Source organism: Myxococcus sp. CA040A (assembly GCF_013336725.1).
GTDB classification, from domain to species: domain Bacteria; phylum Myxococcota; class Myxococcia; order Myxococcales; family Myxococcaceae; genus Myxococcus; species Myxococcus llanfairpwllgwyngyllgogerychwyrndrobwllllantysiliogogogochensis.
The window spans coordinates 623361-649725 of the sequence record NZ_JABUMR010000008.1; the positions used below are offsets into that span (position 1 = coordinate 623361).

General features: G+C 67.0%; 28 protein-coding genes. 4 read left to right on the forward strand and 24 right to left on the reverse strand.

The features are described from left to right. Positions 1–371: 371 nt before the first annotated feature. From HUA75_RS35380 to HUA75_RS35395, 4 genes are all read right to left on the reverse strand, one after another. Entirely contained in the window at positions 372–1142 is a 771-nt protein-coding gene (locus tag HUA75_RS35380) for a hypothetical protein (RefSeq protein WP_174488897.1), read from the reverse strand. Between the two features lie 222 nt (positions 1143–1364). Then, entirely contained in the window at positions 1365–1676 is a 312-nt protein-coding gene (locus HUA75_RS35385; RefSeq protein ID WP_174488898.1) for a hypothetical protein, read from the reverse strand. A 129-nt stretch (positions 1677–1805) separates the two neighbouring features. Next, entirely contained in the window at positions 1806–2021 is a 216-nt protein-coding gene (locus tag HUA75_RS35390) for a hypothetical protein (protein ID WP_174488899.1), read from the reverse strand. A 228-nt stretch (positions 2022–2249) separates the two neighbouring features. After that, a complete protein-coding gene (locus HUA75_RS35395) occupies positions 2250–3071 on the reverse strand; it encodes a P63C domain-containing protein (RefSeq protein WP_174488900.1) in 822 nt (273 codons plus the stop codon). 164 nt (positions 3072–3235) lie between these two features. On the opposite strand from HUA75_RS35395, the gene HUA75_RS35400 reads away from it, so the two are divergent. Continuing rightward, positions 3236–3988 carry a hypothetical protein gene (locus HUA75_RS35400; protein WP_174488901.1) on the forward strand — a complete coding sequence of 251 codons (753 nt, stop codon included), beginning with the start codon at positions 3236–3238 and terminating at the stop codon, positions 3986–3988. Positions 3989–4168: 180 nt separating this feature from the next. Here the strand turns inward: HUA75_RS35400 and HUA75_RS35405 are convergent, their stop codons facing one another. After that, positions 4169–8125, reverse strand: coding sequence for a phage tail tape measure protein (locus HUA75_RS35405; RefSeq protein ID WP_174488902.1), 3957 nt, complete (start codon positions 8123–8125; stop codon positions 4169–4171). A gap of 73 nt (positions 8126–8198) precedes the next feature. On the opposite strand from HUA75_RS35405, the gene HUA75_RS35410 reads away from it, so the two are divergent. After that, positions 8199–8711 carry a hypothetical protein gene (locus tag HUA75_RS35410; RefSeq protein ID WP_217446412.1) on the forward strand — a complete coding sequence of 171 codons (513 nt, stop codon included), beginning with the start codon at positions 8199–8201 and terminating at the stop codon, positions 8709–8711. A 25-nt stretch (positions 8712–8736) separates the two neighbouring features. Here HUA75_RS35410 and HUA75_RS35415 read toward each other — a convergent pair whose 3' ends face one another. From HUA75_RS35415 to HUA75_RS35475, 13 genes are all read right to left on the reverse strand, one after another. Next, entirely contained in the window at positions 8737–9012 is a 276-nt protein-coding gene (locus HUA75_RS35415) for a hypothetical protein (protein ID WP_174488904.1), read from the reverse strand. A 29-nt stretch (positions 9013–9041) separates the two neighbouring features. Beyond that, complete coding sequence (locus tag HUA75_RS35420; RefSeq protein ID WP_174488905.1) at positions 9042–9470, reverse strand: hypothetical protein; 429 nt, start codon at positions 9468–9470, stop codon at positions 9042–9044. Positions 9471–9529: 59 nt separating this feature from the next. Continuing rightward, entirely contained in the window at positions 9530–10681 is a 1152-nt protein-coding gene (locus HUA75_RS35425) for a phage tail tube protein (protein WP_174488906.1), read from the reverse strand. Positions 10682–10709: 28 nt separating this feature from the next. After that, the gene (locus HUA75_RS35430) at positions 10710–11135 is read right to left on the reverse strand and encodes a phage tail terminator-like protein (RefSeq protein WP_174488907.1); all 426 of its coding nucleotides are present in this window, start codon (positions 11133–11135) and stop codon (positions 10710–10712) included. Continuing rightward, complete coding sequence (locus tag HUA75_RS35435) at positions 11132–11593, reverse strand: HK97 gp10 family phage protein (RefSeq protein WP_174488908.1); 462 nt, start codon at positions 11591–11593, stop codon at positions 11132–11134. The genes HUA75_RS35430 and HUA75_RS35435 overlap by 4 nt, the downstream gene beginning before the upstream one ends. After that, positions 11590–11979, reverse strand: coding sequence for a hypothetical protein (locus tag HUA75_RS35440; protein WP_174488909.1), 390 nt, complete (start codon positions 11977–11979; stop codon positions 11590–11592). Before HUA75_RS35440 ends, HUA75_RS35435 begins: the two co-directional genes overlap by 4 nt. Then, the gene (locus HUA75_RS35445; RefSeq protein ID WP_174488910.1) at positions 11976–12464 is read right to left on the reverse strand and encodes a DnaT-like ssDNA-binding protein; all 489 of its coding nucleotides are present in this window, start codon (positions 12462–12464) and stop codon (positions 11976–11978) included. Before HUA75_RS35445 ends, HUA75_RS35440 begins: the two co-directional genes overlap by 4 nt. 3 nt (positions 12465–12467) lie before the next feature. Next, positions 12468–12983: a hypothetical protein gene (locus tag HUA75_RS35450; RefSeq protein ID WP_174488911.1), complete on the reverse strand. Its 516-nt coding sequence runs from the start codon at positions 12981–12983 to the stop codon at positions 12468–12470. A gap of 74 nt (positions 12984–13057) precedes the next feature. Then, a complete protein-coding gene (locus HUA75_RS35455; RefSeq protein ID WP_174488912.1) occupies positions 13058–13993 on the reverse strand; it encodes a major capsid protein in 936 nt (311 codons plus the stop codon). Positions 13994–14162: 169 nt separating this feature from the next. Continuing rightward, positions 14163–14918 carry a hypothetical protein gene (locus tag HUA75_RS35460; RefSeq protein ID WP_174488913.1) on the reverse strand — a complete coding sequence of 252 codons (756 nt, stop codon included), beginning with the start codon at positions 14916–14918 and terminating at the stop codon, positions 14163–14165. A gap of 30 nt (positions 14919–14948) precedes the next feature. Beyond that, complete coding sequence (locus HUA75_RS48070) at positions 14949–16169, reverse strand: minor capsid protein (protein ID WP_174488914.1); 1221 nt, start codon at positions 16167–16169, stop codon at positions 14949–14951. Beyond that, positions 16166–16474, reverse strand: a complete 309-nt coding sequence (locus HUA75_RS47595) for a DUF4031 domain-containing protein (protein WP_174488915.1) — start codon at positions 16472–16474, stop codon at positions 16166–16168. Before HUA75_RS47595 ends, HUA75_RS48070 begins: the two co-directional genes overlap by 4 nt. 877 nt (positions 16475–17351) lie before the next feature. Beyond that, positions 17352–18047, reverse strand: coding sequence for a hypothetical protein (locus tag HUA75_RS35475; protein ID WP_174488916.1), 696 nt, complete (start codon positions 18045–18047; stop codon positions 17352–17354). 458 nt (positions 18048–18505) lie between these two features. Here HUA75_RS35475 and HUA75_RS47600 point away from each other — a divergent pair, with 458 nt between their 5' ends. Further along, entirely contained in the window at positions 18506–18913 is a 408-nt protein-coding gene (locus HUA75_RS47600) for a DUF4145 domain-containing protein (protein ID WP_174488917.1), read from the forward strand. Positions 18914–19004: 91 nt separating this feature from the next. Here HUA75_RS47600 and HUA75_RS35485 read toward each other — a convergent pair whose 3' ends face one another. Continuing rightward, positions 19005–19313, reverse strand: a complete 309-nt coding sequence (locus HUA75_RS35485; protein ID WP_174488918.1) for a hypothetical protein — start codon at positions 19311–19313, stop codon at positions 19005–19007. A 328-nt stretch (positions 19314–19641) separates the two neighbouring features. On the opposite strand from HUA75_RS35485, the gene HUA75_RS47605 reads away from it, so the two are divergent. Further along, positions 19642–20661 (forward strand): DUF2971 domain-containing protein, encoded by a 1020-nt coding sequence (locus HUA75_RS47605; RefSeq protein WP_174488919.1) that lies wholly within the window; start codon positions 19642–19644, stop codon positions 20659–20661. Between the two features lie 101 nt (positions 20662–20762). On the opposite strand, the gene HUA75_RS35495 is transcribed toward HUA75_RS47605, so the two are convergent. The 5 genes from HUA75_RS35495 to HUA75_RS35510 form a co-directional block, all read right to left on the reverse strand. Next, on the reverse strand, positions 20763–22277 hold the full coding sequence (locus HUA75_RS35495) for a DUF4055 domain-containing protein (protein WP_174488920.1): 1515 nt from the start codon (positions 22275–22277) through the stop codon (positions 20763–20765). Positions 22278–22483: 206 nt separating this feature from the next. Beyond that, positions 22484–22978: a Mov34/MPN/PAD-1 family protein gene (locus tag HUA75_RS35500; protein WP_174488921.1), complete on the reverse strand. Its 495-nt coding sequence runs from the start codon at positions 22976–22978 to the stop codon at positions 22484–22486. Further along, on the reverse strand, positions 22975–24261 hold the full coding sequence (locus HUA75_RS47215) for a terminase large subunit domain-containing protein (protein ID WP_371746267.1): 1287 nt from the start codon (positions 24259–24261) through the stop codon (positions 22975–22977). The genes HUA75_RS35500 and HUA75_RS47215 overlap by 4 nt, the downstream gene beginning before the upstream one ends. Then, entirely contained in the window at positions 24242–24961 is a 720-nt protein-coding gene (locus tag HUA75_RS48075; RefSeq protein WP_217446413.1) for a terminase small subunit, read from the reverse strand. The genes HUA75_RS47215 and HUA75_RS48075 overlap by 20 nt, the downstream gene beginning before the upstream one ends. Positions 24962–25482: 521 nt before the next feature. Then, positions 25483–26274, reverse strand: a complete 792-nt coding sequence (locus tag HUA75_RS35510; protein ID WP_174488923.1) for a hypothetical protein — start codon at positions 26272–26274, stop codon at positions 25483–25485. Positions 26275–26365: the final 91 nt, after the last annotated feature.

The window sequence follows — 26365 nt, forward strand, 5'->3', positions numbered from 1 at the left end:
GTCAGATGGTACTCCATCCACTCTTTTCCAAGTGCCATGCGACCAAGCCTTTCTCTCCGTTGGCCCGAAAGCCGTTGGCGCGTTCGTGAGCGAGCAAATCATGCCATCCTTTCGCTCAACACGGAGAGCGGAGAAGGCCTCCTCTTGCAGAACAGCGATGGCATCCCGCGTCGTCGCTGCGTGCGCCGCACGGGCGCGTGCATACCGCGTCCTCGCAGCCGGACTGCCGTCCCGCTCCGCCACCGCGCGTTGCAGTTCCCTCTCCACTTCCCTGAGGCGCTGAACGAGCGCCTCCCGTCGAGCCATCTCGTCCATGGCCTGGGAGAAAGCAGGAGATGTGCCGGACCGTGGCCTCATGAAGGCCATGGTGCTCAGGTGTTGCCGCCCTCCGGCGGCTCTGAGTCCCCGTCACTCGCCCACTCCAGGAATTGGCCGACAACCTCCTGGATAATGAGCCCGGCAGGCGACAAGGTCGACGGCGCAGAAGGGCGCACTCGCCGCGCGGCACGTGCGGCGAGTGTTGCGCGGTCCAATTCCCCGGCCAGCAACATCGTCGCACAGATGAATGCGACCCGCGGCGTCGTAGCTTGAGGAATACCCTCCCCCAAGGACAAGGCGCTGTCTCGAATCTCCAACGACTCGAAAGTGAGGTCCTTTGACACGTGCGCGAACTTGTTGCGAATGTTCCTTACTCTGTCGATTAGCCGGCAGGTGTCATGCCGCAGGAGGCCCAGCGCTTCACATGCCTTCGTGCGAGCAGAGAATGTGCCCAGCGGCGCGGTGCCCTCAAGGAGTGCCTTCTCCAGTTTCGCATCGTCGATGATGAAGGCGCCCAGAAGACTTCCTAGCTTCTCTTCGAGGAACGCAGCTCCAACCAGGGCCGTACCTCTGTCGGTCTCGGCCTCCAGTAAGCCAGACCACCGCCAGACATCGTCCGGGACACCGAGATCAAAACCTTTGGCGACGTCGTGGACGCTGTCGCGAGTGAGCTTCGTATTGGACGCTGCTGCCTCCTTTGCCGCCCGGCTCAGCTCTCCAAGGACAGCAGTGGCCTTGGCACGAATGGCATCTGCATCGTCGCCTGGATGTGGCGACATTTGACCTGGGGATGCTCCGGGCGCCGTGATCTTCTTCTCGGACATGCAGGTTGTTAGAGCACGCCGCTATTTGAAACCACAACCTCCCACGCACGCACGGGGCAACAGCATAGACAGGCTGGTCCATCGGACGGTGTCCTTGCCCTGCAGCAGGCTTCCTCCCAGGCCCCGTGCAGGCCACCCTACAAGACGCCCACGACGCCCCCCCTGTCGTGAGGCACCGCCCCCTTCCCGGTGTGTACGGCCCGGGGAGTTCTTCGCACTGCGCTACTTGCCATCGACCATTGCTGGCACTCGCCCCTCGTGCCATTCCTCGAACACCAAGTCCTTGCCGTGGCCACACTGGGGCAAGACCTCGCCCGCGCGGTAGTCGTGACCACCGCGAGCGTCGTGCAACTGCTTCCGCAAATCGCAGGCAGTGCAGTCCGCATGACATAGCGGCTGCCACCACCCGGGGCGGACCGTCGTATGGCCGGACACGTTGAAGTCGCTGTCGGGCAGATGTTGCTTCAGAGCAGCGACAGCGTCGGTGTCGTCAGCAGTCATTGTGAAGTGCAGGAAGCGTTCTGGGATTCGCATGGTGCGCAACCTCGCGAGAGCAGGCATGAGCTGAATGGCCGTGCCCGTGAGTGTCTATTCCCACGGCGAGCGGCTGTCCAAATTCACGTGCGTCGACCGTGGCGGATAGTTCAACACATCCACCGTGAGTCACTCCGTCGTGGGCGGTGGGGCTCCCGCTTCCCTCCGCTTCTTCTCCTCTACGATTCGGATGGTGCCCAGTGTGAGCGCCGCGAGGCTGTAGATGACAACGGAGAGCACCCTCATCCCACCGTTTCCCCAGATGGAGATGAGGATGGACGCCGCCCATGCAATGACGACGGGCAAGTAGGGACGCTTCACCACGAACCTGATAAGGGTCTCCATGAACCACACCCCAACAAGTCCGCCAAGGAAACTACCGAAAGGTAGGCTGGATTCATTCACTCCCCGGCGAGGAGTCTGTGCTCCGCCCGAGGGAGAGGTCAAACTGGGTCGCCTACCACTACCGGGTGAGAGACACCGGCATGGCCTTCTGGTTGGCCACGGCCGGGCGCCCCTGGACGAGGCGCTCGCAGCGCGGGCGACGTCGAAAAAGTAGGGCGCGCAGTCGCCTCATGCTGTGGCGTCGGGCGGCAACAGACGCAGGTCATCCATCAGCGGGAGCTGGAGGTTGTGGGCCCAGCGCGGGTGGATGCGGTCCATCTGTATGATCAAGTCGTCCCACGAGGCGGCGCTCTTCATGATGCAGATGACGGAGTGGATGTGCCTGTCCAGCCCCGGAGCGCCGATGTCGTCCGAGAGGTGCTGGTGGTGCTTGGCGTCACGGCGGCCCGTCTCCAGGTTGATGGGGTTCCTCTCCTGGAGGATGCGGAGCAACTCCGGCGCGAGGCGCTCGTAGACGAGGTCGTTGGTGTAGTGGGCGATGACTCCAGGGCGCGGCGTCCCTGGCCCCTGCCACGGCCACCCCTTGAGCCGGAAAATCTCCTGGTAGAAGGCATCCGGGAAGCGCTTCGACCACTTAGCCAGGCCAGCGCGAAGGAAGCGCTCGGCAACGGCCTGCCGAATGGCCGCCATCGGGGCGATGTACGCGCCAGTCTTGCGGATGGACTGGATGACGTCCTTCGTCACCCACTTCCGGAAGCGTTTCGCATTGGGCTTCCGGCTCTTGAAGGTGAGGGCCCACACCCCGGACTCGCTGATGATGTTGAACGACTGTGCCCCTCTGCCGGCCCGACCCTCAACATTGCGTAGGGTCGCGACCTCGTCCGCGTCGAGGCCCTTCAGTGCCATGGTCGGGTTCTGGAGTCCGAGCACGGCACAGACGTCAGTCGCGACGACCCATGGCTCCCCGTCGGGTCCGGTGACGGTCCGCACGGGCGTGCCGTCGTCGAAGGTGAACGACAGCGTGGCGAGGCCGGGCTTACAACTCGTCATGAGCGGTCCTGGGTTGTGTGGTGAAGCCGACGGAGGAGATGCCTCCGGGCCGTACCCGCATACCAGTCAAGTCTGACATGCCTAGGACACCCGCTAGGTTGCCGGATGTGCGACTACGTCACACCTCGTTGACCGCCACACGGACAGTGCGGGAGTCTGGTGGGATGCGACATCTCATCGCCTTGGTCCTCGCGCTGCTAGCGGCGCGGTCGAATGCGGCCGCCCCCAAGCCGGAGGCGCCACCCCTGTTCGTCAACATCCCTGCGGTGGCAGAGAACGCGTGGCTGACGATGGACTGTACGGGGACCGGCAGCCTCCAGACGGTTCGCTGTCGGTTCACTCAAATCCGCGTTCATCGCAAGAGCCCGGAAGAGGTCGCTGCGGCCGTTGCGGCGGCGAAGGCCGAGTTTCAGTCGAAACCCGATGAGCCTAACAAACTCCTTGAGGAGGTCTGCTCTGAGTGGAACATCATCGGTGATGGCTATCTGACGGGGACAGAGGAATGGAGCGCCGCACGTCAGCGCACTCGTGCCCTTGCCATCCAACGGATAGCCAAGATGTGCGGCTGTCCCGATGATGCATGCAGGCTTGACTACTTTCTTACCGAGGTGGGGGACGCGGCGAAGGCCTGCCGAATAATTTCAACTCAATTCGAGGCGACGCTAAAGCGTGTCGGCAAGAACAAATGGATCAACGAGCCCAAGCCCGTGGGTGCGTGCAATGCGGTGACGGCCATGGTGGCCGAGAAGGCCGGGGACAATTCGTGGACGTTCACCCAGACCCGCCTGACGGTGGACACAGAGATTCCGCTCTGCGTTGGCATGGCACGGAATGTGAACCAACCGTTCGTTTTCAAGACAGATCCGAACGTCGACATCTCGCTCGACTGTTCCACAATCCGGGCCGACATTCTTTAGTTGGGCTGAATTGAGCACAGCCAGCCCACGCGATCCGACCTCATGGCGTCGCATCCCCATGCTGGGCCACCATGGCGCGCCGCCTGTTCGCGTACTCCGGACTCGACTGAGCGAGCATGTAGTCCTGGAGGGCGCGCCCGGCCCTGACATCAAAAAAGCGACCGACTGACTTGCAAGACTTTACAGCCAGTTCCGCTGCCTCCTGATGCCATTGTAGAGGACGCCACCAGGCTGGAGTTGCTCGACCAGCACCTTGAGAACAACCGTGCCCAGTCCACGCGCCAGCTTCTCGGACTCGGCCTTTCCTCCAGGAGACTGCACCTCGGACTTCACAGTGCCGTCCTGGTGGACGTGGATGTGGAGGGTGATGGGTGCCGCGCCTCCGCTCTCTCCCGCCGGAGGGAGGATGTCCGCCTTGCTGGGCACGTAGAGCTTCGGCACCTGGGGAGGCGCTGCCCCCATGCGCAGCTTCCCTGCTCCGCCAGCACCTGCGGACCCTCCCAGCATGGAGCCGAACATGCCGGACAGGTCCGCACCGCCCACCGTGGATCCGCCCGAGTTGCCCGCGGTGCTCGTTGTCGCGCCCAGCAGCGCCCCGGTGGCTGTGTCCACGAGCGCGACGAAGGCCTTGTGGGCCAGCAGGCGTGCCAGGTCCTTCAGCATGCCGTCCACCATGGAGCGGATGCTGAACTGCCCGGTGGTGGCGAAGCCGACGAAGGCGTCCTCCATGTGCTGGGCGGCGCTGGTAACGGCGTCCTGGGCGAGCGCGAAGCCCGTGGAGAACTGCTCCTGGAGCTTCGCGACTTCCTTCCGGTACGCCGCCGCGCTGATGCGCTGGTCGTCGAAGAGCTTCTGCACGGCCTCCATGCGCTTCTGCGCCTCGGCCAGCGGGTTGAGCTGCTTCTCGAGCTGCTCCAGCTCCTTCGCGAGCTGTGCCTCCGCCCGTCCCTCTGTCGTCCACAGGGTGCGCGCTTTGGCGAGCTGGGCGTTGTACTGCGCCAGTCCCATTCGGCCCGCGTCCACTTCCACGCGGAGCGCCTTCTGCGCATCGGCGTACTTCGAGCTGGCCGGGTCCCCGAGTTCCCTGTTCAGCTCCTGGAGCACCTGAACGCGCTTCTCCTCGGCCTTGGCGAGCTCCTTCGCGGCCTCTGCCTCTCGCAGCTTCGCGATGGCCACGTCGGCCTGTTTCCGCTGTGCGGCGGTGAGAGTCTTGTACTCGTCGGTGAGGTTGAGCGCCTCCGCCTTCGCCTTTCCAACCGCGCGCGCCTCTTCCTCGATGCGCTGTACCCAGGACGCAGCCTTCTTCGCGAGTTCATCGCGCGCCTGGGCCTGCTTCTTCGTGGCCTCCGCGTCCTGGAGCTTCGCGATGGCGACGTCCGCGAGCTTCTTCTGCTCCTCCGTCAACCCCTTGTACTCGTCGGTCTGGTTGAGGGCGCCCGCCTTCGTCTTGCCAATGGCTCGGACGTCCTCTTCGAGCTTCGCCAGCCACGTGGCGGCCTTCTTCGCCTCTTCAGCCTTCGTCCGGGCCCCCTCGATCATCTCGCTAGCCGAGCGTGTGGCAGCAGCACCCGCGCGGCCATGCGCGCCAGCGACCTTGTCCGCCAGCTCAGCTTCCTTCTTCGCGGCCTGCTCCAGCGACATCATCGCCTTCTGGATGTCTGCATAGCGCTGCTGCTGGATTCCGAGGTCCTTCTCCAATGGGACGAGCTTGTTCTCGATGTCCCGCTGGAAGACGTCATTGGGGAAGTCTCTCAGCTCCGCGAAGCGCTGGTCTCCTCTCCCGGCGCGCGCTATGTCATGGTAGTTGAGCGCCTTGATTTCCCTTTGCTTCTTCGTAATTTCTGCCGTCAGCCGGGCAATCTCGGCCAGGGCTGCGTTGAGGTCACGATCACTGACCTTCCGCACGACTCCGGCGAGCTCTTCTATGGTGTCGACCTCGCTCGTCAGCAGGTTCTGGTAGTCGCCGCCCAGCGCACCGACCTCTGCCTTGGCGATGCCGAGGCGCTTCAATGCCTCGGTCTGATCGTTGGTGGCCTTCGTCTGGTCCATGAGTCCCACTACGATTTGGGTCCCCCTCCCGATAGAGGCGGCGGACTCCTGGGCCTGCTGCCTCGCCTTCTCCCGGGCCTCCTCCGCAGCCCGTCCAAATTCAGCGAACGCGGTGACCGCCGCGCCCAAGGCGATGACGACCACGCCGATGGGACCGCCTATGGCCGAGAGAGCGGCGGAGCCTGCCCGAGTGGCGAACGTCGCACCCTCGATGGCCATCGCCTCGCGCACCTTCGCCTGCGCCAACAGGTTGGACTCCATGGCCGCCTTGCGAGAGGCGGTCACCGAGATCTCAACCGCTGCTGCGGCCTGGAGCGTCGCTTGGCGCTTCTCGAGCTGTGCCATCGCGTTCTTCAACGACTCGGCCCGGCTCTCCCCCTGGACGCGCTTGTAGAGCGACTCGGTCAGCGCAGCCTCGACGACCGCCTCCCTCGCCTTCTTCGCGGCGGCGGCCTTCTCAGCCAGCGCCTTCGTCCACTCCTGGCCCCAGGAGACCGCACGCGCGGCGGCAATCACCGCCAGCGCCTGCCCGAGGTAGCGTGCTGCCGTCGTCACCTCATCGAAGTTGCGCAGCAGGCCATCCATGGCGGGCGAGATGGTGCCGAGCAGGTCCTCGCCCACCTCAATGCGCAGGGCGGCGAACCGAGCGCGGAGCTGGTCCACCTTCATCTGCGGCGTCTCCGCCATCTTTCGGAAGGCTGCCTCCGTCTTCCCGGCCGACGTCTCCATGTGCTGGAGCGACGCCGCGAAGTCCGCCGAGGCGGTCCCCGAGAGGGTCATCGCGGGGAGTAGCGCCTCGACTCCGCCGACGAGCGCGGCGAGCAACTCGGTGCTGCCACCGGTCTTGTCCTTCATGTCCTGGAGGAAGCCCGAGAGCCCCTTGGACTTCAGCCCCGCGGTGTTGAACTCAATGCCCAGCTCCTTCGCAAGAATGGCCGCCTCACTGGAGGGCTTGGCCACCTGGGCCAGGATGCTCCGGACACCCTCCATGGCCGTCTCGGTCTTGATGCCGGCCTTCGTGAGCGCCGCGTTCGCCGCGAGCAGTTCCTGGAGGGACACGCCCGTCTGAGACGCGATGGGCGCCACCTTGCCTATATGCCGAGCGATGGTCTCGATGGACGTCTTCCCGTCGGCGGCCGAGATGAACATGGCATCTGCAGCCTGGGTGGCGCTCCGGAGCTGGTTACCGTAACTGGCCATGATGCTGGTGAGGCCATCCGCCGCGACGCTCACATCCGTCACGCCGCCGATGGCGAGCTTGTTGGCGACGGCGAGCATCTCCGTGGCCTTCGCCGCGTCAGCCGCACCAGCGCTCATGATTTCGTACAGCGCCTTGGCCTGGTCGGTGGGACCTCGGCCGAACTCCGCCCCCAGGCGCTTCGCGCTGTCCGCGAGCTGCCCCATCATCCCGAGCTGGTCGTCCTCCAGCAGGGTGCTCACCTGAGCCATTGCAGTCGAGAAACCCAGCGCCTCGGTGGTGACGCTGCGGAACGTCGCACCTACCGCCACCATGCCCATGAGGTTGCCGGCGAGCCCCCCGAGCCCCTTCGTGAGCTGGTCGACCGGCGACTTCGCAAGGTCTGCGGCCTTCGCCACCTCCTGGATGGACTTCGCGGCGCGCATGTCGTCCTGCATCTTCGACATGGCAGACGAGGCCTTGTTCAGCTCGTTCATGAACCGGTGGATGGTGCCCGTATCACCGAACGCGGACGTGAGGCGTCCCGCCGAGCCCTCCAGCAGCTTCAGCTTCTCGTTGAAGGTGTCCAACACCTTCGTGTCTTCCATGGACTTCTGAAACCGCTTCGCCGCCTCCGCCGCTGCGTCGAAGGTCTTCGCGAGCGCGGTCACTCGCTCCAAATCCTTCAACTTGTTGCGCATCTCCTCGAAGGCCCTGACGTTGGCCTCCACTTCCTTGTGCATCCGCGCCATCTCGCGCTGGAACTGCTCGCTGGCCGTCTCCACCTTTTTGGTGGCTGCCTCCGTTTTCTCGGATGCCTTCGTCAGATCGTTGAGTCCCTGCACTCCAGCAGCTGCATCCGAGGTGTCGATGCGCACCGACAGCGTGGCCAGGTCGAACTGGTCAGACACGGTGGGCCTCCTTCAAAGGCTTCAACTGGTCATCGCCCCCAGACACCTGAATGTGTGACCAGTGGACCTGGATATGCGCCATGTGCTGGTTTCCTGCTCCATGATCTTCCGCTCCGCTCTCGTGGCCCTCCTCCTGACGCTCGCCGCCTGCGACTCTCGCGCTGACGAAGAGAAGAAGCGGGAGGCGATCCGCGCCGAGACAGCAAAGTTTGTCGCAGCCGCGCAGCGGGTAGCTGCGCTCGCCGAGGCGGAAGCAGACGCGCGGTTGGAGGCCGCGCGCGTGCAACTGGCCAAGGGGCAGCGCGACGTCATCGTGACGGGAGAGCGCAACACCATCCTTCTCATGGTCCGCGAGTTTCCGGGGGAGCGCGCAGAAAAGCTCCGGGCTGTCATGGAGAAGGAGGTGGAGACAATCTTCCAGGGTTCTGGGGAGGTGCTTGAAGACGAAGGCTGGTTGCGTGTCGGATTCAAGGACGAGAAGACGGGCATCGAGGTGACGAGGCCTGTCAGCGAACTGCGCCAGGAGCGCGCTGGCGAGAAGGGGAAGGCCGCTGAGAACAAGCAGACCGCCCCGGCCCAGCAGTAGTCGCCACATCACCACGAGTACCTCTTCACTTCGGGTTCAGCTCCTCACGGAAGACGTCGTCGAGCTGGCGCAGCAGTCCCACCTCCGCGGGTGAGGGCCGGTGCCCGGTGAGCCGGGCCCAGGCCTCGATGTCCTGGAAGGTGATGGGAGCGAGCGAGTACATCCCCGCCCCGCGAGCACCGCCCAGCTCGCAGAACCAGGCCCAGACGTGAGCGAGCGGCGCCGGCAGCTCGTACTCGGCCACCAGCGCCTCGGGCGCCTTGCCGGTGGCCAGGGCCACCTGCTCGAGATGGGCGCGCAACGACGCACCTCCCTCGCCCTCGGGCCTGCTCAGGTGGAACTGGTGTCGGGCGTAGCCGAGGAGCTGCTCGCCGAGGCCTCGAAAAAACGCGAGCGGTCCCCCAGCGCGTCGTCCACCTGCCGCCGCAGCCAGGGGTGCTCGGTGTAGAGGCGGAGGGCCGCATCCGCCGAGAAGGGCACGGGCTTGCCGCCCTCGACGAAGCCGCTCCAGCCCAGCGTGCGGCGCACCAGCATGTCCACCGCGTCGGACTCGATTTCCCGGGCGGTGGCGGCTGCGCTGCGGTTGCCCAGTTGGAGGCGCGTCAGCGAGCGCTCCCGCAGCTCGCGCTCCGCCGCGCGGGCGACGGGGCTGTCCGCGCTCGCCAGGACGACTACGACTCCGGTGGGGGCGCCGGTTTGGGGGTTGTGGATGGCCACTTCCGCGCTGTCGCGGTGGCGGATGGAGGACAAGTCGAACATGGGTAGACTCCTGGACTGCGAGGGATGAGCGCGCACGGGCTGGCCGCGCCGGGGAAGGGCTACGGGTTGCTGCGCTGGTAGACGAAGCTGGTGCCCGCGCGCGCGTCGAGGAGCGCGGTGAAGGGCAGCGAGAGGACGACGGGGCCTTCCTTCGGGTTGTCCAGGTCCCCGCCCGTGTATTTGATGCGGGGCAGGTACAACCGGTGGAAGTCCACGCCGTTGTGGTCCCTCAGCAGCACCTCGAGGCTGGACTCCTCCTCGTCGATGAAGCGGTTGAGGAGCGTGGCGTCCTGGAAGTACGCACTGAGGCTGCCCGAGACGGTGAAGGCGCCCTCGTGGACTTCGGTGGGCGACGCCTGGCCGACGACTCCCTTGGTGCTGCGGCCGTTGCTGATGTTCATCTCCACGCCAGTGACGTTGGCCACCACCACCCCGCCCTCCAGCAACGTGCCGGTGAAGGCATCGAAGGGACTGCCGGTGCCGGGCGGCGTGACGGTGGTGGCGTGGGAGGCCGTGGACTGCACCATGTCCTTGCCCAGCAGCGTGACACTGCCGGTGACGATTTCCCCGGGCTGGATGGAGAGCTTCAGCGCGTTGACGGCGCAGCCCCGGTACAGCATGTACTGGCCAATGTCCGTGAAGGCGCGCTCGAAGCTGAACGTCTTCAGCTCCGTGCCGGACTTCAACCGCCGGCCCACCAGCGCGACGGTGCGGCCCGCGGCGGCGGCGTCCCCGGCGAGCAGCTTGTCCACGGTGAGGGCCAGGGCGGTGACGGCCACCACCTTGGCGCGGCCGTTGTTGGCCGCCGTGGTGAAGCCGGTGGCAGCCACCTCGTCCCCCGGGAGGAAGCCGTCGGCGAGGAAGCTGCCGGTGGTGCGCACGTAGGACTCATCGTCCGCGTCCGCCTCCAGCGACACCGCGCCCGTCGTCACCGCCTCCCAGGTGCCGGACAGCGTGGCCGCGAGCAGCTCGTCGAAGGTGAGGCGGGAGAGCTCGAAGGAGATGTCCCCGGCCACGCTGCGCATTCCGTGGCGGAGGTCGGCCACCTGCCTGTCCGCCCGAATCTCGTTGGACTGGTACGTCTCCTTGCCGAGGTTGAGGGAGGTGCCCGTGAAGCGGAGCGCCTGGTACGTGGTGCTGGCGGGGACGCCGTAGTCGCCCTCCGCGACGAAGCGCACAGCGGTGCGCTGCCCTGAAGCCGAAGAAGCCATTCGAGTACCTCCTGCCGCGCGTGGCGGCTCAGTCGATTGAGTGCACCAACCACCAAACGGAGACGGGCACCGCCCACCACGGCTCGTCCCGGAAGCCCGGGGCGACGGAGACGGACTGGACACGGACGGTGGTGTCCCCGCGCGCCAGCGTGGTGCCCCGCTTGAAGCCGTCACACACCGCCTGGGCGGCAGCGAGGGCCGGCGCGGCGCCCGCGCCCAGGGGGAAGAAGAGGGACACCTGGAGGACGCCAGGGCGGCGCGTGAACGCGTCGACGCCCGCGCTGCCCGGCCCGGTGCGCGCCGGCAGGTGGTCCACCCGGGCCCAGGCCGTGCCCGCCACCGGAGTGAAGTCGACGTTGGCGAAGGCCAGGTTGCCGGGGCCCAGCTGCGGCCCCAGCACCTCCAGCACCCGCGCCTCCAGCGCCTGGGTGATGTCCAGGAGGACGGTGCTCACGTGCCACCGCCCCCTCCACCCTGCTTCGCGTCTTCCACCGCCCCCTCGAGGATTTCGCGCAGGCGGGCGACGGTGACGCGCACCATGCCGCGAGGGGCCTGGGCCGAGTGGCCGAACTCCAGCCGTCGGGCGTACGGCAGGTTGTTGGTGACGTACACCGTGTCGCCCAGCTTCGAGTCCTCGAGCTGGGACGCCGCGGCGGTGACGACGCTGCTGCCGTCCTTGTCCGAGGCTTCCGTTGTGCCCGAGGGCCGCGCGCCGATGCCCACCTGCCAGTTGCCCCGGAAGCGCCCGGTGTCCACCGGCGACGCCTCCACGACGTTGGCGAGCAGGCCGAGGGCCGTCTTCCTCACAACGACGTTGGCCTTCTCGTTCGTCGCGCCCACGAAGGCCGCCACCTGTCGGGAGAAGCTGGCGCCCTTGCGGACCTTGGCGTCCGTGCGGCTGACGGTGCTCATGTCGAGGCCACCCGCAGCGTGTAGAGGATGGGCGTCCCGCCAAGCTGGACGGGCGGGTCCGTCGCCAGGACAGTCCAGGTGCGGCCCTCCAGCGGGCCCACCTCGTCACCTGGCGCCGGCACCACGGCCAGGCCGCCGGCCGCCACCAGCAGCTTGCGGCGCGCGGCGCGCACCGTGCTGCCCTTCGCCAGCGAGTCGCCCTCCCTGTCCTGCCCGCTGTCGGCCTGCACCTGCACCGTCACCGGGTAGGTGGCCACCGCCACCGAAGGCGCCGAGGTGGCCACGTCGTACACCCCCACCGTGCGCCGGGTGAGCGTCGCCTCCTCCCCGTACCTCTTCAGCAGGGCGAGGGACTTGCGCACCAGCCTGTCCGCCTGGGCACTCACCCTCGCACCACCTGCAGGGAGCCAATGCCCGGCCGCGTGCGCACCAGCGGCGCCAGCATCTGCGCCACCTGGGCCGGAATGGGCACGTGCGTCTCGGCCGTCGTCTTCAGGGGGCCCACCTGGACGCCGCTGTCCACGACGGGCCCCAGCCCTGCCGTCCAGTCCTCGGGCATGAGGCGGAAGGCGAACTCCGCCACCGCGCCACGCAGGCGCAGCGGCACCGTGAGGGGCGACACGTCCACCCCGTCCAGCCGTACGCCACGCCGGGGCCACGCCAGCGCCTGGGCGTCGCTGACGCGCGCGCCCAGGTACTGGTAGTGGGCGTCCAAGAGACTCGTGGCCCACTTCAGGTGGCGCTCCTTCGCCTCCACGGTGGCGGCCTCCCACGCGGCGTTGTGCGCGCGAGCAGAGTGGTAGGCGTCCGCCTCCACCAGGGTGCAGTACGAGTCGGCGGCAGGGCCGCCCGGCGTCGCGTCGAGGGGCACGGGCTACTCCGCCTTGCCCTTGGCCTTCGACGCGGGAGGCTCCTCGGCGGCTGCCGGCGCCTTGGCCGCCTCGGCGAGCTTCGCCTCCGCTGCCTTCTTCGCCTTGGCCGCCTCGGCGAGCTTCGCCTCCGCTGCCTTCTTCGCCTCGCGCTCGGTGCGCAGCTCCGCCTTCAGGCGCTCCGTCTCGGCGCGCTCCGCGTCCAGTTGCTGCTCCACCTCCGCGCGCGCCTCGGTGAGCGCCTTCACCTGGGCCATCGACGGGGCGCCGCCCACCACCGGGCCCGTGGACTGGCCAACGTCAGCGCTTCCACCCGTGCGTGAACGCTCCCAGTCGGCCTGGGCCTTCTCTCCCTCCAGGCTGCCCGCCGGGTACGCGCTGTAGTACCGCGTGAGGATGCGCTGAGCGGCCGCGCTCCCTCGCGGCGGGAGCACCAGCGTCCCGCCCTTGAAGTCGAAGCCGTGCAGGGTGATGTCCTTCCCTGCGTTGGGCCCCACCAGAATCATCCGAATGCCGTCCATGCTCGCTCCGCTGCTGCAGAAAAGAGAGGAGGCAGGAAGGCCCAAGGGCCCTCCCGCCAGGGAAAGTCACCACCTCACTGAGGGAGCGGAGCCGTCCGCACGCCCTTCACCACCGCGAGGGCGTAGTCGTTGAAGACGGCTGCGCCGCAGTACCAGACGACGCGCGTGATGCGCTCGTCCCTGTCCTTCGACTCGCCCACTTCCTTGATGTGGATGCCGGCCGACTCACCCGGCGCTGTCAGCCCGGCGATGCCCACCCGGCGCGAGCCGTCGTCGAAGCAGCCCGCGGCGATGCTGGTGCAGTCCGTCGCCGTCCCCTGCGTCTGGTTCGTGGGGAAGTAGTCGTTCACGAAGATGGGGATGCCGCGGTACGCCGGCACCGTCTTCCCACTCGGGAGGGTGACGACCTCGGCGATGCTCGCGCCACCCAGCTTGCGCAGGTACGCGTAGTGCCGGTTGAGCATCACCTCCGCCATGGAGATGAAGTCCACCTCACCATCCTTCGCCTTCACCTTGGTGATCAGCTCGTCGAGGAAGGCGACGTCGTAGAGGGCACCATTCGTCGCGGCCACAAGGGTCTGCCCGGAGGCGACCTGCGCCAGCAGGCCGGGGAACTCGTCGCTCAGCCCCGTCCCGTTGATGAGCATGTTGCGGAACTTCCGGCCGGCGGACTTCGCCTTCGAGACAATCTGGTAGCCCTCCTGGTCGTTGACGTTGGAGCGCGTGGCCTGGATGAGGCCGTCCACCTCGGCATCGCCGATGATTCGCGTCAGCGTCGCGGTGTCCTGCTCCACGCTGGCCGGGTTCTTTGCAGTGATGGTGCCACCCACGCCCAGCACCTGGACGTCGCCGAGCACGGACTCACGGTTGAAGGTGAAGGAGTTGCCCTCGAGCTGGTCGAAGGGCAGGCGCTCGAAGAGCCTGTCGGTGGTGACGACAGTTTCGATGACGCCCGTGACGAGGTCATCAGTGGACAGCTTGGCGGACTCCGCCAGAGAGATAGAAGCCATGGGGCGACGCTCCTCCTCGGTGAGAGGGAACGCTGAGAGGGATTGAAGACGCGCCAAGGGCGGAAAGCCTCAAAGGCCCTTGGACATGCGTGTGGACTCAGGGTTCAGAGAGCGTTGCGGCCGGGCATCCCGCCTGGCTTGTCCCCGGCCGCATCCCGCGCACCGAGAATTACCCTCTGCGACGAGACGCCAGAGCCGCCGCGATACGCTGCGGAGCCGCCAGCTTCTCGGTACCACCGGGCTTCCCGCCCGTTGTGGCCCCCGGTCGCATCCCGCTTCCGGTGACACCCGACGGCTCGAAGCCGCGGGCGAAGGCCGGGTCCTTCCTGAGCTCCTCGACGAGTTCCTTCATCGTCATGAAGCCGCCCTTGCCGTTGCCCCTCGGATCCCCCTCGGAGTCAACAACTCGGGCCAGGAACTTCCCACCTTCCTCAAACACTTTCACACGTCGCTGGACGTGCGGCAACAACATGTCGACGCTTCCCTTCGCTTCAGACAGCGCCGCGATGGCCTGCGCGTCGACGAGGTGCTCATGCAGCGAACCCCGCATGCGCTGCACCTCCGCGTCCTTCTCACTGACTGTCTTTGCGTGGCCGGCCTCCAGGTCCGTCTTCAACTTCTCGAAGTTGACCGCGCCGTCCTTGCCCTTCTGCGCCTCGGCCAGCGACGCCTTCATCTCACCGAGAAGCTTCTCCACCTCCTCCGGGCTCTTCCCCAGCTTCGTCCACGCCTTCTGGGCCTCGGCGAGCTCCTTCTTCGCCTTGCGCTCCTTCTCCAGCGCGGTGTTGAGCCCGGAGGTGTCCAGGCGCTTCCCCAGGTCCTCGTCGAGGGCGAACTTGCCGCCCTCCCCCTTCGCATACAGCCCGCGGAACTTCTCGGGCACCTCGTCCAGCGCCTCCAGCTCGGCCTCCCAGTCAAACGGCATACGTCCTTCCTCCTCGGCCACGCGGGCCGGCTACAACTTCGCTTTCTTGAATGCGGCGGCTTCCACCTGGTGGAGCTGCTCCAGCGTCAGCGTCTTCCCGCTCGCGTCGGTGAAGCGCCCCAGCGCCAGCCCTCCCTCGCGGAACAGCTTTCCGCGCGTGGGCCCCAACACCTCGTCCTGGAAGGCGGTGGACTGACGCCGCAGCCAGTCCTCGTAGGACAGCCCCTTGGGCACCCCGCCGATGTTCTCCCGCGTCCACTTCTCGCGCTGCCGGCCGATGGCCGCTCGCCGCTCCGCCTCGGACATGCCTTTCCAGCGCACCTCGCCAGCCTTGGCCTTCGCGTCGGCTCGGAAGTCGATTTCCCGCTGACGCCGGGTGCGAGTGTCAGTGACAGTCGGCCTGTCCCCCACCAGCCGCACCCCGTCGATGACGGGAGAGGTGGTGGTCCGGCAGCCCGGGTGAAAGGGAGGCCGCCTGCCCTCGCGCACCGGGAACGTTTTCCCGTCCAACGCCATGCAGCCGAGCGTCGTGCGCCCATCCAGCGTCGCGACGATGCGCACGTACTTCACGATGTCAGCGTTCGCCTGGAGGACTTCCTCGCGGGCCTGGGTGGAGACGTGGTTGACGGCGGTGCGCACCAACGTCTCCGCGCTGCGCCGGCTGATTTCCAGCACCCCGTCCGTGTAGGACTTCGCCCGGGAGCCGACGACTTCGCGCACCATCTGCTGCGTCGTCTTCCCCTCCACCACGCCCATGCGCACCACGCCGCCCATCCGGTCCAGGTCGGCCGGAGCCATGGACTCCACCCAGGACTGGAGGACATGCCCGTCAAAGGGGCGGGAGAAGGCGGCCGCGTGCAGCACCTCCGCGGTGGGCATGGCCACGGACAGCTCGACGATGAGCGTCTCCTGCAGCACCGCCGCCTGCCACCTGGCCTCGTGCAGCGCGAAGGCGCCCAGTTCCTCCGTCATGAGGCCCATCGCCGTGCCGTACGCCTCGGCGCGCACGCCACCCACGCGGGCCAACATCTCCTCCAGGCGCTCGGTGACTGCAGGGCCCGCGTCGTAGCCGCCCGCCTCGGCGATTCGCTCCAGCCGCTCGGAGAGCTGCGCCTCCAGGTCGTCTTCGGACTCGTTGAGGACTGCAACCACGCGGCGGACGAGGCCCGCCTTGTAGCGCTCCACCTGGACGGAGTGCGCCACCGTGCGCTCGAGGACTTCCTCGTTGGCTGTGCGGGTGGTGCCGCTCACGGGAGCGCCCTCCACCGAGCAAAGAAGGCGCGCAGCCCCTCGCGGTCCAGTTCCACAGCCCCGGCCGCGAGCGCCGCCGCGCGGCGCGGGGGCGTCAGGTCGTAGTGTGGCTTGCTCGCCTTGGGCGGGGACTGGAACCACGCGCGCTTCAGGCCGATGCGAGCCGCGAAGGTGTGCAGCTCCACCTCTTCGCCCGGGTCGCAGACGAGGTGGCACCAGCGGTGCTCATGGCGCGCGCCCGCGCGACGGCTGGCAGCATCCTTCGGCGGTGGGTGGGTATCGAGCCCGTCGACGTAGACGCTCACATCAGCGCCTTCCACCAGAAGTAGAGGGTGCCGTCGGCCGGCTCTGGGTTGACGACCACGGGACCGAGTCGGAAGGGGATGGCCAGCCACGGCTCCTCGACGGCAACGAGGTTGGCCCAGTCGGCTCTACTGCGCCAAGGGCCGCGGCTGCGCGAGGAAGTCCCGCTGCGAGCGGGACGCTCCTGTATGCAGAGTCCATGGTGCTTTCCGCATTCCGGGTTGGGGCACACAGTTCTGAGCCGTGCGCTCCTGCCCAGGTAGCCGCGCCGGCACCTCGGACACAGGCGGCAGCTCAGCAAGACGGCCATCAGGTCTCGCTCCGCGATTGGGACGGCGAGGCGCCTGCCTCTGCATTCGGTGGCGATGACGGCACGCCCGCGCTCGAACCAGTCGCTCACGCCTCACCTCCGCGCATGCACTGGCATTCGGTGGCGCCATTCCACATCGGGCGCCCTACTTCAGGGACTCCAGGCTGACCGGCTGCACGGAAGCGCATGCCCCCAAGGCTCACCCACGCCGAGGACACCGTCCGTCCGGGCGGGGCACGAGGGACTTACTCCGCTGGGTCGGCCCAGGTTGCCCGCAGGACTCGAATCCCAGAGGATGCCGTCAGCCCGGTCGTCCTCCGCTCGCACACCTTCACAATGGAGGTCTGCCATGAAGAGCTTGAAGCTGTGGTTGCTGGCCTGCGCCGCTGTTCTCGCAGTGGCGTGCGGTGGCGCACCGGCCGACGTCGCCGCCGAGGGTGATGTGCTTGGCAACGCCTCTGCGGAGTTGAGTGCATGCACAGCCACCTGCGAGACCGGCACGGTCAGCTGCCCAGCCACGACGACGACCTGCTCCGCGACCCACTACGTGGGGGTGACGTGCGACGGCGTCACCATTGCCTGCCCGCCTCCGCCGCCCCCTCCCACATGCTCACCTGCGCGTCCTCGGTGCGCGTTGTTTCAGAACGCGCTCTGCTCCCATCCGCGCCAGCAGTTTGATTGCTGTTGGGATGACTGGACGGAGAGTGAGTGCAGCTGCTACCTGGGACGGTTCGCCTGCGCCGTGTAGTTCCCCAAAGCACTGGCTCACACCAGCCGCCCCTCTTCTCACTTCGGATACCGGAGCGACGGCGACAGCAACCAACCGGCAGCCGGGGGAGTCCCTGGAAGTAGCGGTGATTCCCCTGGTGGCGCTGTCGACGCGTCGCCAGGGGCAGCCACACGCGAAGCCAGCCGCTCCGGTCCTCGCCGGGGGCGGGCGCCTCGGCGCCGGACTCCACGAGCTGCGCCACCGCGTACCGCCACCCCTGCTCCCTCGCACGCACCTTCTGGGCGGCACGGGCACTGAACACCGTCCCATCCGGCAGTAGGTGCAGCGTGCGCGGCGTCGCCCGTCCCCGGTACACCGCGTTGTGCGCCTGGTAGATGGTGCCCACGTGCCCGGGGAACACGAGTTCGCCGATCGCTGTGGCTCGCGCCTCCGGGTCCGCGAAGGACAGGACGCCCACCACCCCGTCGCGCGCCAGCACCTCGACGGCCAGTGCGAGGAACCACGTCTCCCCGTCGGGAGGCACCTCGTCCGGCATCGAGAAGCGCCCGAGTTCAACAGAGGACGCCGACGCCCGCTGGGGAATTGGCCGGCTCTCGTCAGTTTTCCCCGGGCGGTTGAGTCAGTAGGCTGTTGCCCTCGGAGGATTGAGAAATGGCGGAACTCGAAGATTTGGTGTCATTTGTCCAGACGATCTCTACGCTTGAAAACGATCACCAATTGGAGTCCAAGCCCCCACGCGCGGTCACCCTCGAACGCCTCTATTGCAACAACTGCCGTGCGCCCATGCGAATGAGCGTCAGACGGCTGTATGCCAGAAGTTTTCCCCATCGCATAACTACAATTGAGCACTTTACGCCCTCAATGCACAGCATGCAATGTGTCGAGTGCTCCGACATTTGCATTGCCGTCATTTATAAGGGGCCCGATGGGTCTAGGTTTGCACTTCTCCGCTCAACCTTTGGCGGGATCTCTACGCCCAACACGCCCACAGGAGTGGCGTACTACCTGGATCAAGCAGCGCGCGCCCAGAGCGTCGGAGCCTTCAGCGCTGCCCTCGTGATGTACCGCTCCGCGCTTGAGCATCTCCTCCATCACCTGGGGTTCACGACGGGGATGCTCGGACAGAAGATCGAAGACCTGAAGAAGAAGCGAGAGGGTGCAGATGCCCCTCGGTGGATTCGAGATCTGGACCTAGAAGACCTGTCAGTCCTGGGACGCCTTGGGAATGGCGCCGTCCACACGAACGGCGGGGATGTCACGAAGCAAGACGCCATCGACCATGCGCTCGTGGTCGCAGTGATGCTGACGTTCAGCCACATCCTCGACGACGCGATTGAACGCGCAAAGAGGGACGCGGACCGCAAGGCCCTCCTCACGTCTGCGGCGGCACAGTTGCGATAGAGCCCTGGTGCCCGGTCGAGGCCTAGCGATCCCAGTCCCTCTCCTCGCGCAACAGGCGTAGCTCCCTGAGAAGAAGCAGCACCGCGCGGGGCTAGATGGCCAGCAAGTGCCGCAAACGGGCCGGCACGGCCGCCACCGGCACGGCTACCTGGCGGAAGGCGGCCTGGGGCTCACCCGCGACGACGCGGGCCATTCCGCGGGAATCCAGCGGCAGGTGAACACTCGAGGCCGGGTCCTCGGCCAGGTGGGGCGACGGCTCCGCGGTCTCCAGCTCCCACCCGCCGTCGTGCCGAGCGGCGTCCTGGGCAACACGCTCCAGGGCATCCAGCTCCAGGTTCTGCGCAGGCGCGGTGCGTGCCGGCACCGGCAGTTCCGGAAAGGCCGCGAGCACGATGGGCACGGCAACGCCGTCCTCCGGCGTCGCGGTGCCGACGTGGAATCAGAGCGCACCATGGAGGCATCCACGGAGTCTTTCTGGCACGAGAAGGAGCCAGCTACCGTCTCAGCCGGGTGTCGAACTGGGCTCACGCCTACACTGCAGCGAGCCACATAGGCAGGTGCTGAGCACAACGGCGCTGACCGCGTGCGCCAACTGCAGCAGGGCGGGATGGAAATCCAGCGCCGAAGCCTGGGTACTCTCCGACTCGGGCCAAGAGCCAATTCGCAGAGGCGGGAATCACAGCGACACTCGAAGCAAGGGCTCTGCAGCCTAAAGAGCCGCCACGCTGGTGCCGACCACCGTTGGGCTGGCAAGTTCACGCGCGCCGGTGGGAGAGCAACTCCAGCTTGTGGCACAATGGTTCGCTATGACTCCAGACCCCAATACGGCCAAAGAGGCTGACGACCTCGAACAGTCTCTCACCTCAGATTTCGACGCGCTCGACAAAAACCCACCAAAAATACTGTTTCACTACACCACGCCCGACGGACTGCTTGGTATTCTAAAAACAGAAAAACTATGGTTTAGCCAGACCGGCTTCTTGAATGATTCGGTTGAAGCAACATACGCCCATTCGCTCATTTGCACGGCCATCGACGAGCGGCTTAAATCCCCTCCAACCCCTGCCGTAAACGAGCTACTGCTGCGAGCCCGGAAATCTGCGGATATATTCGGCGCCAAATCATCGGCAATCTCCTCGTATATTGCTTGTTTTTGCGAGGAAGGCGACCTCCTGAGTCAATGGAGGGGGTACGGCTCATCCGGCGTCGGCTTTTCCATAGGAATGCAGGCGCAACATCTCGAGGCATCTGCACATGGAGATATGAAGTCCCGCAACCTAATTAAAGTCATATACAACGCCCAAGAGCAACGAGACTACATCGGACAGTGTCTTGACAAGTTTTGCGAACTCGTCTTGGCATGGCAAGAAGCAGGGTGGGAGCCAGAGCGTAACGACGATCTCGAACTCGCCCACCGCCATCTACGACTGACCCTAGCTCAGGCGTATCTTCGGTTTAAGCATCCAGGATTCAAGGAAGAACAAGAGTGGAGATTGTTACTTCTAAAAAAACCAGACAGTGACGGTCTTTCATTTAGGGCCGCCGGTGCCCGACTCATTCCCTACCTCGAGATCGACATGAGAAAGATGGAAAGGGGGACACGAACCAGCTTACCAATTGCCAGCATCACTTGCGGACCTTCACTGCATCCAGAGTTGACGATCAGGGCGCTGGACCTAAGACTTTCGCAGACATTCCCAAAGGGAAGCGTGGCCCTTAGTAGTTCGACTGCTCCTTTTCGGCCCTGACGAATTCGAGGGCGCCCGCACACGGCGACAGCGACGCACCGTGTCATACCGGGTCTCCCTACGATGGATGTCCAGCACATACGGCCTATCGAATCAGGACGTCACTCAACAGCAGCCACCCCGCCAGCAAACACCGGCACCGCGCCGCCCCGCCCATCTGAGCGGGCGGCGAATGCCCGCCCAAACGTGCCCAGCGCCGGCCCCTCGGACTCCAGCTCGTCAGCATTCACGTCCGCATCGAAGTCCGCCGAGAGGACGCCCCGGCGCTTGTACTCGGAGAGGAACGTCCGGCGCGAAATCTCCCGGGCCGCGCGCGCCTTGAAGAGCAGCTCCAGCCCGGCGGCGTCTTCCTCGGTGATGCCGAAGTCGGTGTGCACCGCCACTTTCAGCGCGTCGTCCGGCACCTCTAGCCGCTGCCACTTCCCCGCGTAGTGGAAGCCGAGCTCCAGAGAATCGCCAAAGGACTCGGCCATGGCCTGGAGCTTCGACTGGCTCTGCCCGGCGTTGATGCTTTTCTCGGTGGCGGTGGTGGTACCGGTGCGCCGGACGAGCAGCTCCATGCCGAGGGCGGCCATTTCCTCCTTCAGCGTCTCCAGGTCCGCCCGGCCAGCCGCAATCGCCGCGCCGCCGTGCTCGACATAGTAGAACTTGCCCTGAGGGCTGACGGTGGTGAGCAGCGTGTGCGGCCCCAGCTTGAAGGGGGCGCTCCCCACCTCGTCGTCTTCCGTGTCCCCCCGCCCTGAGCCGCCCGCGCCCGCCGTCTGCTCCTGGGCCACACCAGAGGCGGCCAGAATGGGGAAGCGCGCGACGGTGAGGATGTTCCGCTGGTCCGAGCTGGACTGCCAGTGCTCCAGGTTCTTCTCAGCCAGGGCCAGGAGAGGCGGCTTCGCCTGCATGAAGCCCGTCCGCGGGCCGGCGTACCAGGTGACGAGGGGAATGAAGCCGAGTGCGTTGGGGCCCTCGCCCACTAGCTCCCATGCCCCCGTCCCCTCCCTCTCGTACAGCCACCACTGCGCGGGCTCGAGGACGCGCACGCGCTCCACAGCGACTTCGCTGAAGCCTTCCTGGCGCACGTCGGACTCGCGAATGCGGACGTGCGTCAGCACCTCCTTGCCGTCCACGACCTCGGCGTACGCGGCAATGAGGGACTCCGCGGGCACATGGACGAAGTAGGGGCGCACGCCCGCGCGGCGCTCGTCCTCCAGCGTCTTCACCCGCTCGCTGTCCACCTGGGGGTAGTCCACGAGGAAGTGAGTCAGCCCCTTGCCCAGCCCGTCGCGGAAGACACCGCGGGCCCAGGCGGTGACGTCGTTGCCCAGGCTGTCCACGTCGTCCGCCAGCGCGCGCAGCTCCTCCGGTGCCGCGTCCCCCAGCTTCACGGGCTTGGCGAAGGGCATCTCCGCCTGGGTGGAGAGGACGGCCTCGAAGTAATTGAAGAGGAAGGTGCGCTTCAGCCTGTCCTGGTACGCCTCGGACGACTCGCTGGGGTGCATGGGCAGGTACGTCTTTCCAGCCGCGCGCATGGCCTTGGTGCCGCCCAGGAGGGACAGCACCAACGTCCAGTCGTCCTGCATGGCCTTGTAAGCACTACCCGGGGTGTTGACGTCGGCGGACATTCAGCGGGCCCTCTCTGCGTTGCCGGTGCGGCGAAGGTGGACGTACTGCCAAGCCCGGAGGGACAGCCGGGACAGGCGCGGGGACGCGCGGTCAGCGAGGTGTGCGTAAAAGCGCAGCACCACCCATGCGGAGTCCCTCCGGGCGGCACGGGGCAACCCGCGCCCGCGCAGGCGCCAGGTGGAGGAGGCACGACGGCGCGCGGCTATCACTCGCGGCCCTCTTTCATGCGGCGGACGCCCGCCTCGCCCCGCACCATGGTGAAGACGGCGGCCACAGGGGACGCCATGTCGGCCGGGCCCGCCAGCAGCAGGTGCAGCACCTCGGGCCGGGACGGCGTCAACGTCCCCCGAATGGAGGCCACGTCCGTCGCGGACAGCACCGCGGGGCCGCCCGGGTGGGTGTGCCAGTCGCCCAGGTAGCGCAGCTGCGGGTGGACGCGCGCCACCAGCCAGGTGTCCCGCGTCCCGTCCGACTCGTAGCCCAGGCGGCTGCGACGCGCGCGCCTTCCCGGGCCCGTCAGCGCCAACACGTGGGCCTCACCGTCCACCACCTGCCCCAGCAGCAGCCCGCCCGTCTCCAGCGGGGCGCGCACGCGGGCCAGGCGCTGGGCCTTCGCCAGCACGGCGTGCCGCACCCAGACGCGGTACGAGCCGGACACGTACAGGACGGCACCTGGTGCCGTGGCGCACGCAACGCTCACCGGTAGCTCCCCACCCGGAAGGTGGCGTCGGGAACGGCAGAGACCGCCATGCCGCCCGCGACAGCGTCCAGCCCGTCGTCATGCACTCCAGGGTTCGGCGCAGCGACGGCCTCCTCCACCCACCAGCCATTCCAGGCGCCGCGCACCAGGTACACGTTGCCTGCCTGGGCCTGGGAGCTGACGGGGCCCCACATCTCCACCTTGCTGCCCGTCTTCCGGTGTCCGCGGACGGTGAATCCGAAGAGGACGCGCGAGGCGTAGTTGAAAGTGGTGTTCTTCCCGCTGCTGCCCGGCTCCTCCTCCAGCCAGATGGGCACGGCCTTCCCATCCTCCTCGGCGGTCGCCTTCACGAAGGTCTCCACCTCGCGAGGAGTGCCCCGGATGCGGCGCACGTCGCGCACCCACAGTTCCTGCGCACCGTCCTTCAGCTTGCGCACCGCAACCTTGCCGCCGGCCGTCCAGTCCGGGTCGTTCTTCGGCTTGCCGCGCACGCCGAGGCGCTCCTCCGTGGCGGCCAGGTCCCAGTAGCGAACCCAGCGCAGCCCCGCAGGCGCCTCGTCCACGAGTTGGAACCACTCGCGCCGGAACAGCTTCCCCGCCGGGCGGACCTTCCAGTCCCCGTGGCGGAGCTGGGCGCGCAGCACCGGGTCGGCTATGGCACCGAGGCTCTTCTCGTACTCCGCCTTGTCGAGGCTGGGGTTGTCCTCCAGCTTCGAGGGGACGAAGGCCACCTCGCCGCTGGGCTTCACGTCGATGAACTTGGCCTTCACCCACTCGTGGCCCACACCGCCCGGGTTCGCCGAGCCGCGCATCCGCAACGGCACGTCCATCCCCTCCGGCTTGCGCAGGCGCCCGTGCAGGTAGTCGTACATGGGCTGGGTAAACTGCGTCAGCTCGTCGAAGGCGATGAACTGGTACGCCGCGCCCTGGTAGTTGAAGACGTCGTCCGCGTGCTGGAGGTAGGCGAACTTCACCAGCGCCCCGGAGGGGAACGTCCACTGGTGCAGCTCATTGTCCCAGTGGGCGTCCGTCCCCTTCAGCCACGTCTTGCTGCGGGGAATCAGCGCGTCCGGCTGGTTCAGGTCCTGGTACGTGCGCCGGAAGAGGACGGCCGCGTAGCCGGCCACGTCCACGTACTGGAGCGCGGCCATGAGGAGCGCGTCGGACTTCCCGCCACCCGCCGCACCGCCGAAGAGAACCTCGCGCACCGCCCCCAACAGGAGGAACGCCGCCTGCGTCGCGTGGGGCCGGTGCGGCACGTAGCTACTCATCCGGGGCTCCATCAGCCGGGCGAGCTGGAGCTGCTCCCCCAGCGGCAGGGAGCGCACCCAGTCGGGCGAGAAGTCCTGCGATGGCGGCAATCCGCTCGGGGTCGGGCTCGACATGCTTCACCTCAGCCTTCACTTCGGCCTTCACCTCCGCCTGGACAGGGCCGCCCCCCTTGCCCGTCACCTCGAGCTTCTCGGCGAAGAGCTTCAGGTGCTTGCCGAGCAGCTCCAGTGCCTTGGGCTTGTCCCAGAACTTCACCTTCGTGATGGTGCCGACCTGGACGCGCGCCTCGCCCTTCCCGGCGAAGACGGCCTCCACCTCCACGCTGGAGATGGCCCGGCGGGCGGCCAGCGGCATGCGCTTCAGCGGCAGCACCTCGCCGGACTCGTCGACGATGTCGGCCATGTCCGCCATGCCGATGCGCAGCAGTTCGCGCAGCACGTCGGACGCCTCGACCTCGGCGCGCTCAGCGACGGCCGCGCGGCCTGCCTCGACAGCTGCGTAAACCTTGGGATTCCTTAGCAACTTCGAGGCCGTCACCTCGGCGGAGCGCTCGGTGTACCCGGCGCGAATGGCGGCCTGCTTCCCATTGCTGTCCTTGAGGTACTCCCGGACAAACGCCGCCTGCTTCGGCGTCAGCGATCGCGAGGCATCGCCCGTGCCGTCGTCCGGCTCCGGGGCGTCAGGCGGGGTGGTGGGGGGCTTTCGTGCCACGCCGCCGAGTGTCGGGGCGGGTGGGGACGGCGTCCGGCAGCCAGTGGGATAAGTGAGTCGAGAGCCGCCGCACGGTTAGCAAGTGACCCTTAAGTCCCATTTGGGGGATCCCGCCCCTCATGCATGCTTCGTTCATTCCCTTTTCACATAGGGGGCACCAATGCCGATGACGCCTACGCAACTCGACAACGGCAGCGACTATCTAAGATTCCTCGCAAAGCATCCTGGCTGGTACTTGGCCAACGTCACGAGGAGCCACGACCGCCAGTACTACGTGATTCATCAGGCTCGATGTTGGACCATTCGACCGCGGGCCAGACCGGCACGACGTCGCCCCGAGGCGTACACGGAGAGGGGCTATCGAAAGCTCGCCCTTGCCGACAAGAAGGCACTCCGCAGGTGGGGCGTCCGAAATGGGTTCGTCATCCGAGACTGCTCTTGGTGTTGCGAAGGACGCGTCTAGTACGACGCATCGCTGACCACGTGCCGACCGAAAGTGCTCGGTAGGCAGGTTCGCCACCTCAGCTAATGAGCCCATGCTCCGCCAGCCTGTGACAGGCGAGGTCATCACAGCCGGCGCGTTGCCCTTCAGCACGCGCACTCGGGTCCCTTCCAACGGCTGTTCCCGCTCGGTCAGATGCGAGTCCTCCGCGCCTGTTTTTCGCCGGGGTGTCCCCACGCACCGCCCGTGCCCACGCCTCGACGACGCGCTGGACGCGGGCCAGCCGCATCGCCACGGCCTGCGGGGAGACTCCATGCGCGCGGGCCACCTCGGCGCCGGAGCGGCCCTCCATCGCGCATGCCCACCAGGTCTCGAAGGCCTCATGTGCCTGACGGCGGGCGACATCCCCATCCCGCCCTTGGACCAGCCGGTCGACAATCTCCGCCTCCGCCCGCCGCGACAGATCCCGGGCATCGCTGGCGGCGCCCTCCTCCTCGCGCTCGGCCGAGAGCCTGCTGGCGAAGGTGTCCAGGTCGCTGCCGGGGAGCAATTCGTCCAGGCTCGTCGTCTCGGGGTGTCGGTGGATGAAGCGCGACATCACCGCCTGGACACGCATCCGGAGGTACCAGGGGAATCGGCTCTCGGCGGGCACCCACCGCTGGGCGGCACTCACCAGAGCATCGGCAGCCAGCCCTGCGGCCTCGTCCTCGTGGTGCGCAAGCCCAGCCACGTGCAGGCGCTTCAGCGTCAACGCCAGGGCCAGCGGGCGCCACCGCTCACAGAGTCGCTGCTGGTCCACCGTCAGGGGCCGGGCAGCCCCATCTCCACCATCCGCCGACTCGCCCCGGGCGCGGGACTCAACACCTGCCATGCCTCAGAGTGTCGGGGAGGGCGGGGACGGCGTCCGAGACCTACCTACTGGAGGCGCGCTTGCCGCTGGCCGCGTTCACACCCCGTCGCAC

Excerpts from the sequence above, each read along its gene's own strand:
- HUA75_RS35380 (WP_174488897.1), bottom strand. The coding sequence starts at position 1,142 with ATGTCCGAGAAGAAGATCACGGCGCCCGGAGCATCCCCAGGTCAAATG.
- HUA75_RS35385 (WP_174488898.1), bottom strand. The coding sequence starts at position 1,676 with ATGCGAATCCCAGAACGCTTCCTGCACTTCACAATGACTGCTGACGAC.
- HUA75_RS35390 (WP_174488899.1), bottom strand. The coding sequence starts at position 2,021 with ATGGAGACCCTTATCAGGTTCGTGGTGAAGCGTCCCTACTTGCCCGTC.
- HUA75_RS35395 (WP_174488900.1), bottom strand. The coding sequence starts at position 3,071 with ATGACGAGTTGTAAGCCCGGCCTCGCCACGCTGTCGTTCACCTTCGAC.
- HUA75_RS35400 (WP_174488901.1), top strand. The coding sequence starts at position 3,236 with ATGCGACATCTCATCGCCTTGGTCCTCGCGCTGCTAGCGGCGCGGTCG.
- HUA75_RS35410 (WP_217446412.1), top strand. The coding sequence starts at position 8,199 with ATGCGCCATGTGCTGGTTTCCTGCTCCATGATCTTCCGCTCCGCTCTC.
- HUA75_RS35420 (WP_174488905.1), bottom strand. The coding sequence starts at position 9,470 with ATGTTCGACTTGTCCTCCATCCGCCACCGCGACAGCGCGGAAGTGGCC.
- HUA75_RS35425 (WP_174488906.1), bottom strand. The coding sequence starts at position 10,681 with ATGGCTTCTTCGGCTTCAGGGCAGCGCACCGCTGTGCGCTTCGTCGCG.
- HUA75_RS35435 (WP_174488908.1), bottom strand. The coding sequence starts at position 11,593 with ATGAGCACCGTCAGCCGCACGGACGCCAAGGTCCGCAAGGGCGCCAGC.
- HUA75_RS35450 (WP_174488911.1), bottom strand. The coding sequence starts at position 12,983 with ATGGACGGCATTCGGATGATTCTGGTGGGGCCCAACGCAGGGAAGGAC.
- HUA75_RS35455 (WP_174488912.1), bottom strand. The coding sequence starts at position 13,993 with ATGGCTTCTATCTCTCTGGCGGAGTCCGCCAAGCTGTCCACTGATGAC.
- HUA75_RS35460 (WP_174488913.1), bottom strand. The coding sequence starts at position 14,918 with ATGCCGTTTGACTGGGAGGCCGAGCTGGAGGCGCTGGACGAGGTGCCC.
- HUA75_RS35475 (WP_174488916.1), bottom strand. The coding sequence starts at position 18,047 with ATGCCGGACGAGGTGCCTCCCGACGGGGAGACGTGGTTCCTCGCACTG.
- HUA75_RS35495 (WP_174488920.1), bottom strand. The coding sequence starts at position 22,277 with ATGTCCGCCGACGTCAACACCCCGGGTAGTGCTTACAAGGCCATGCAG.
- HUA75_RS47215 (WP_371746267.1), bottom strand. The coding sequence starts at position 24,261 with ATGGAGCCCCGGATGAGTAGCTACGTGCCGCACCGGCCCCACGCGACG.
- HUA75_RS35510 (WP_174488923.1), bottom strand. The coding sequence starts at position 26,274 with ATGGCAGGTGTTGAGTCCCGCGCCCGGGGCGAGTCGGCGGATGGTGGA.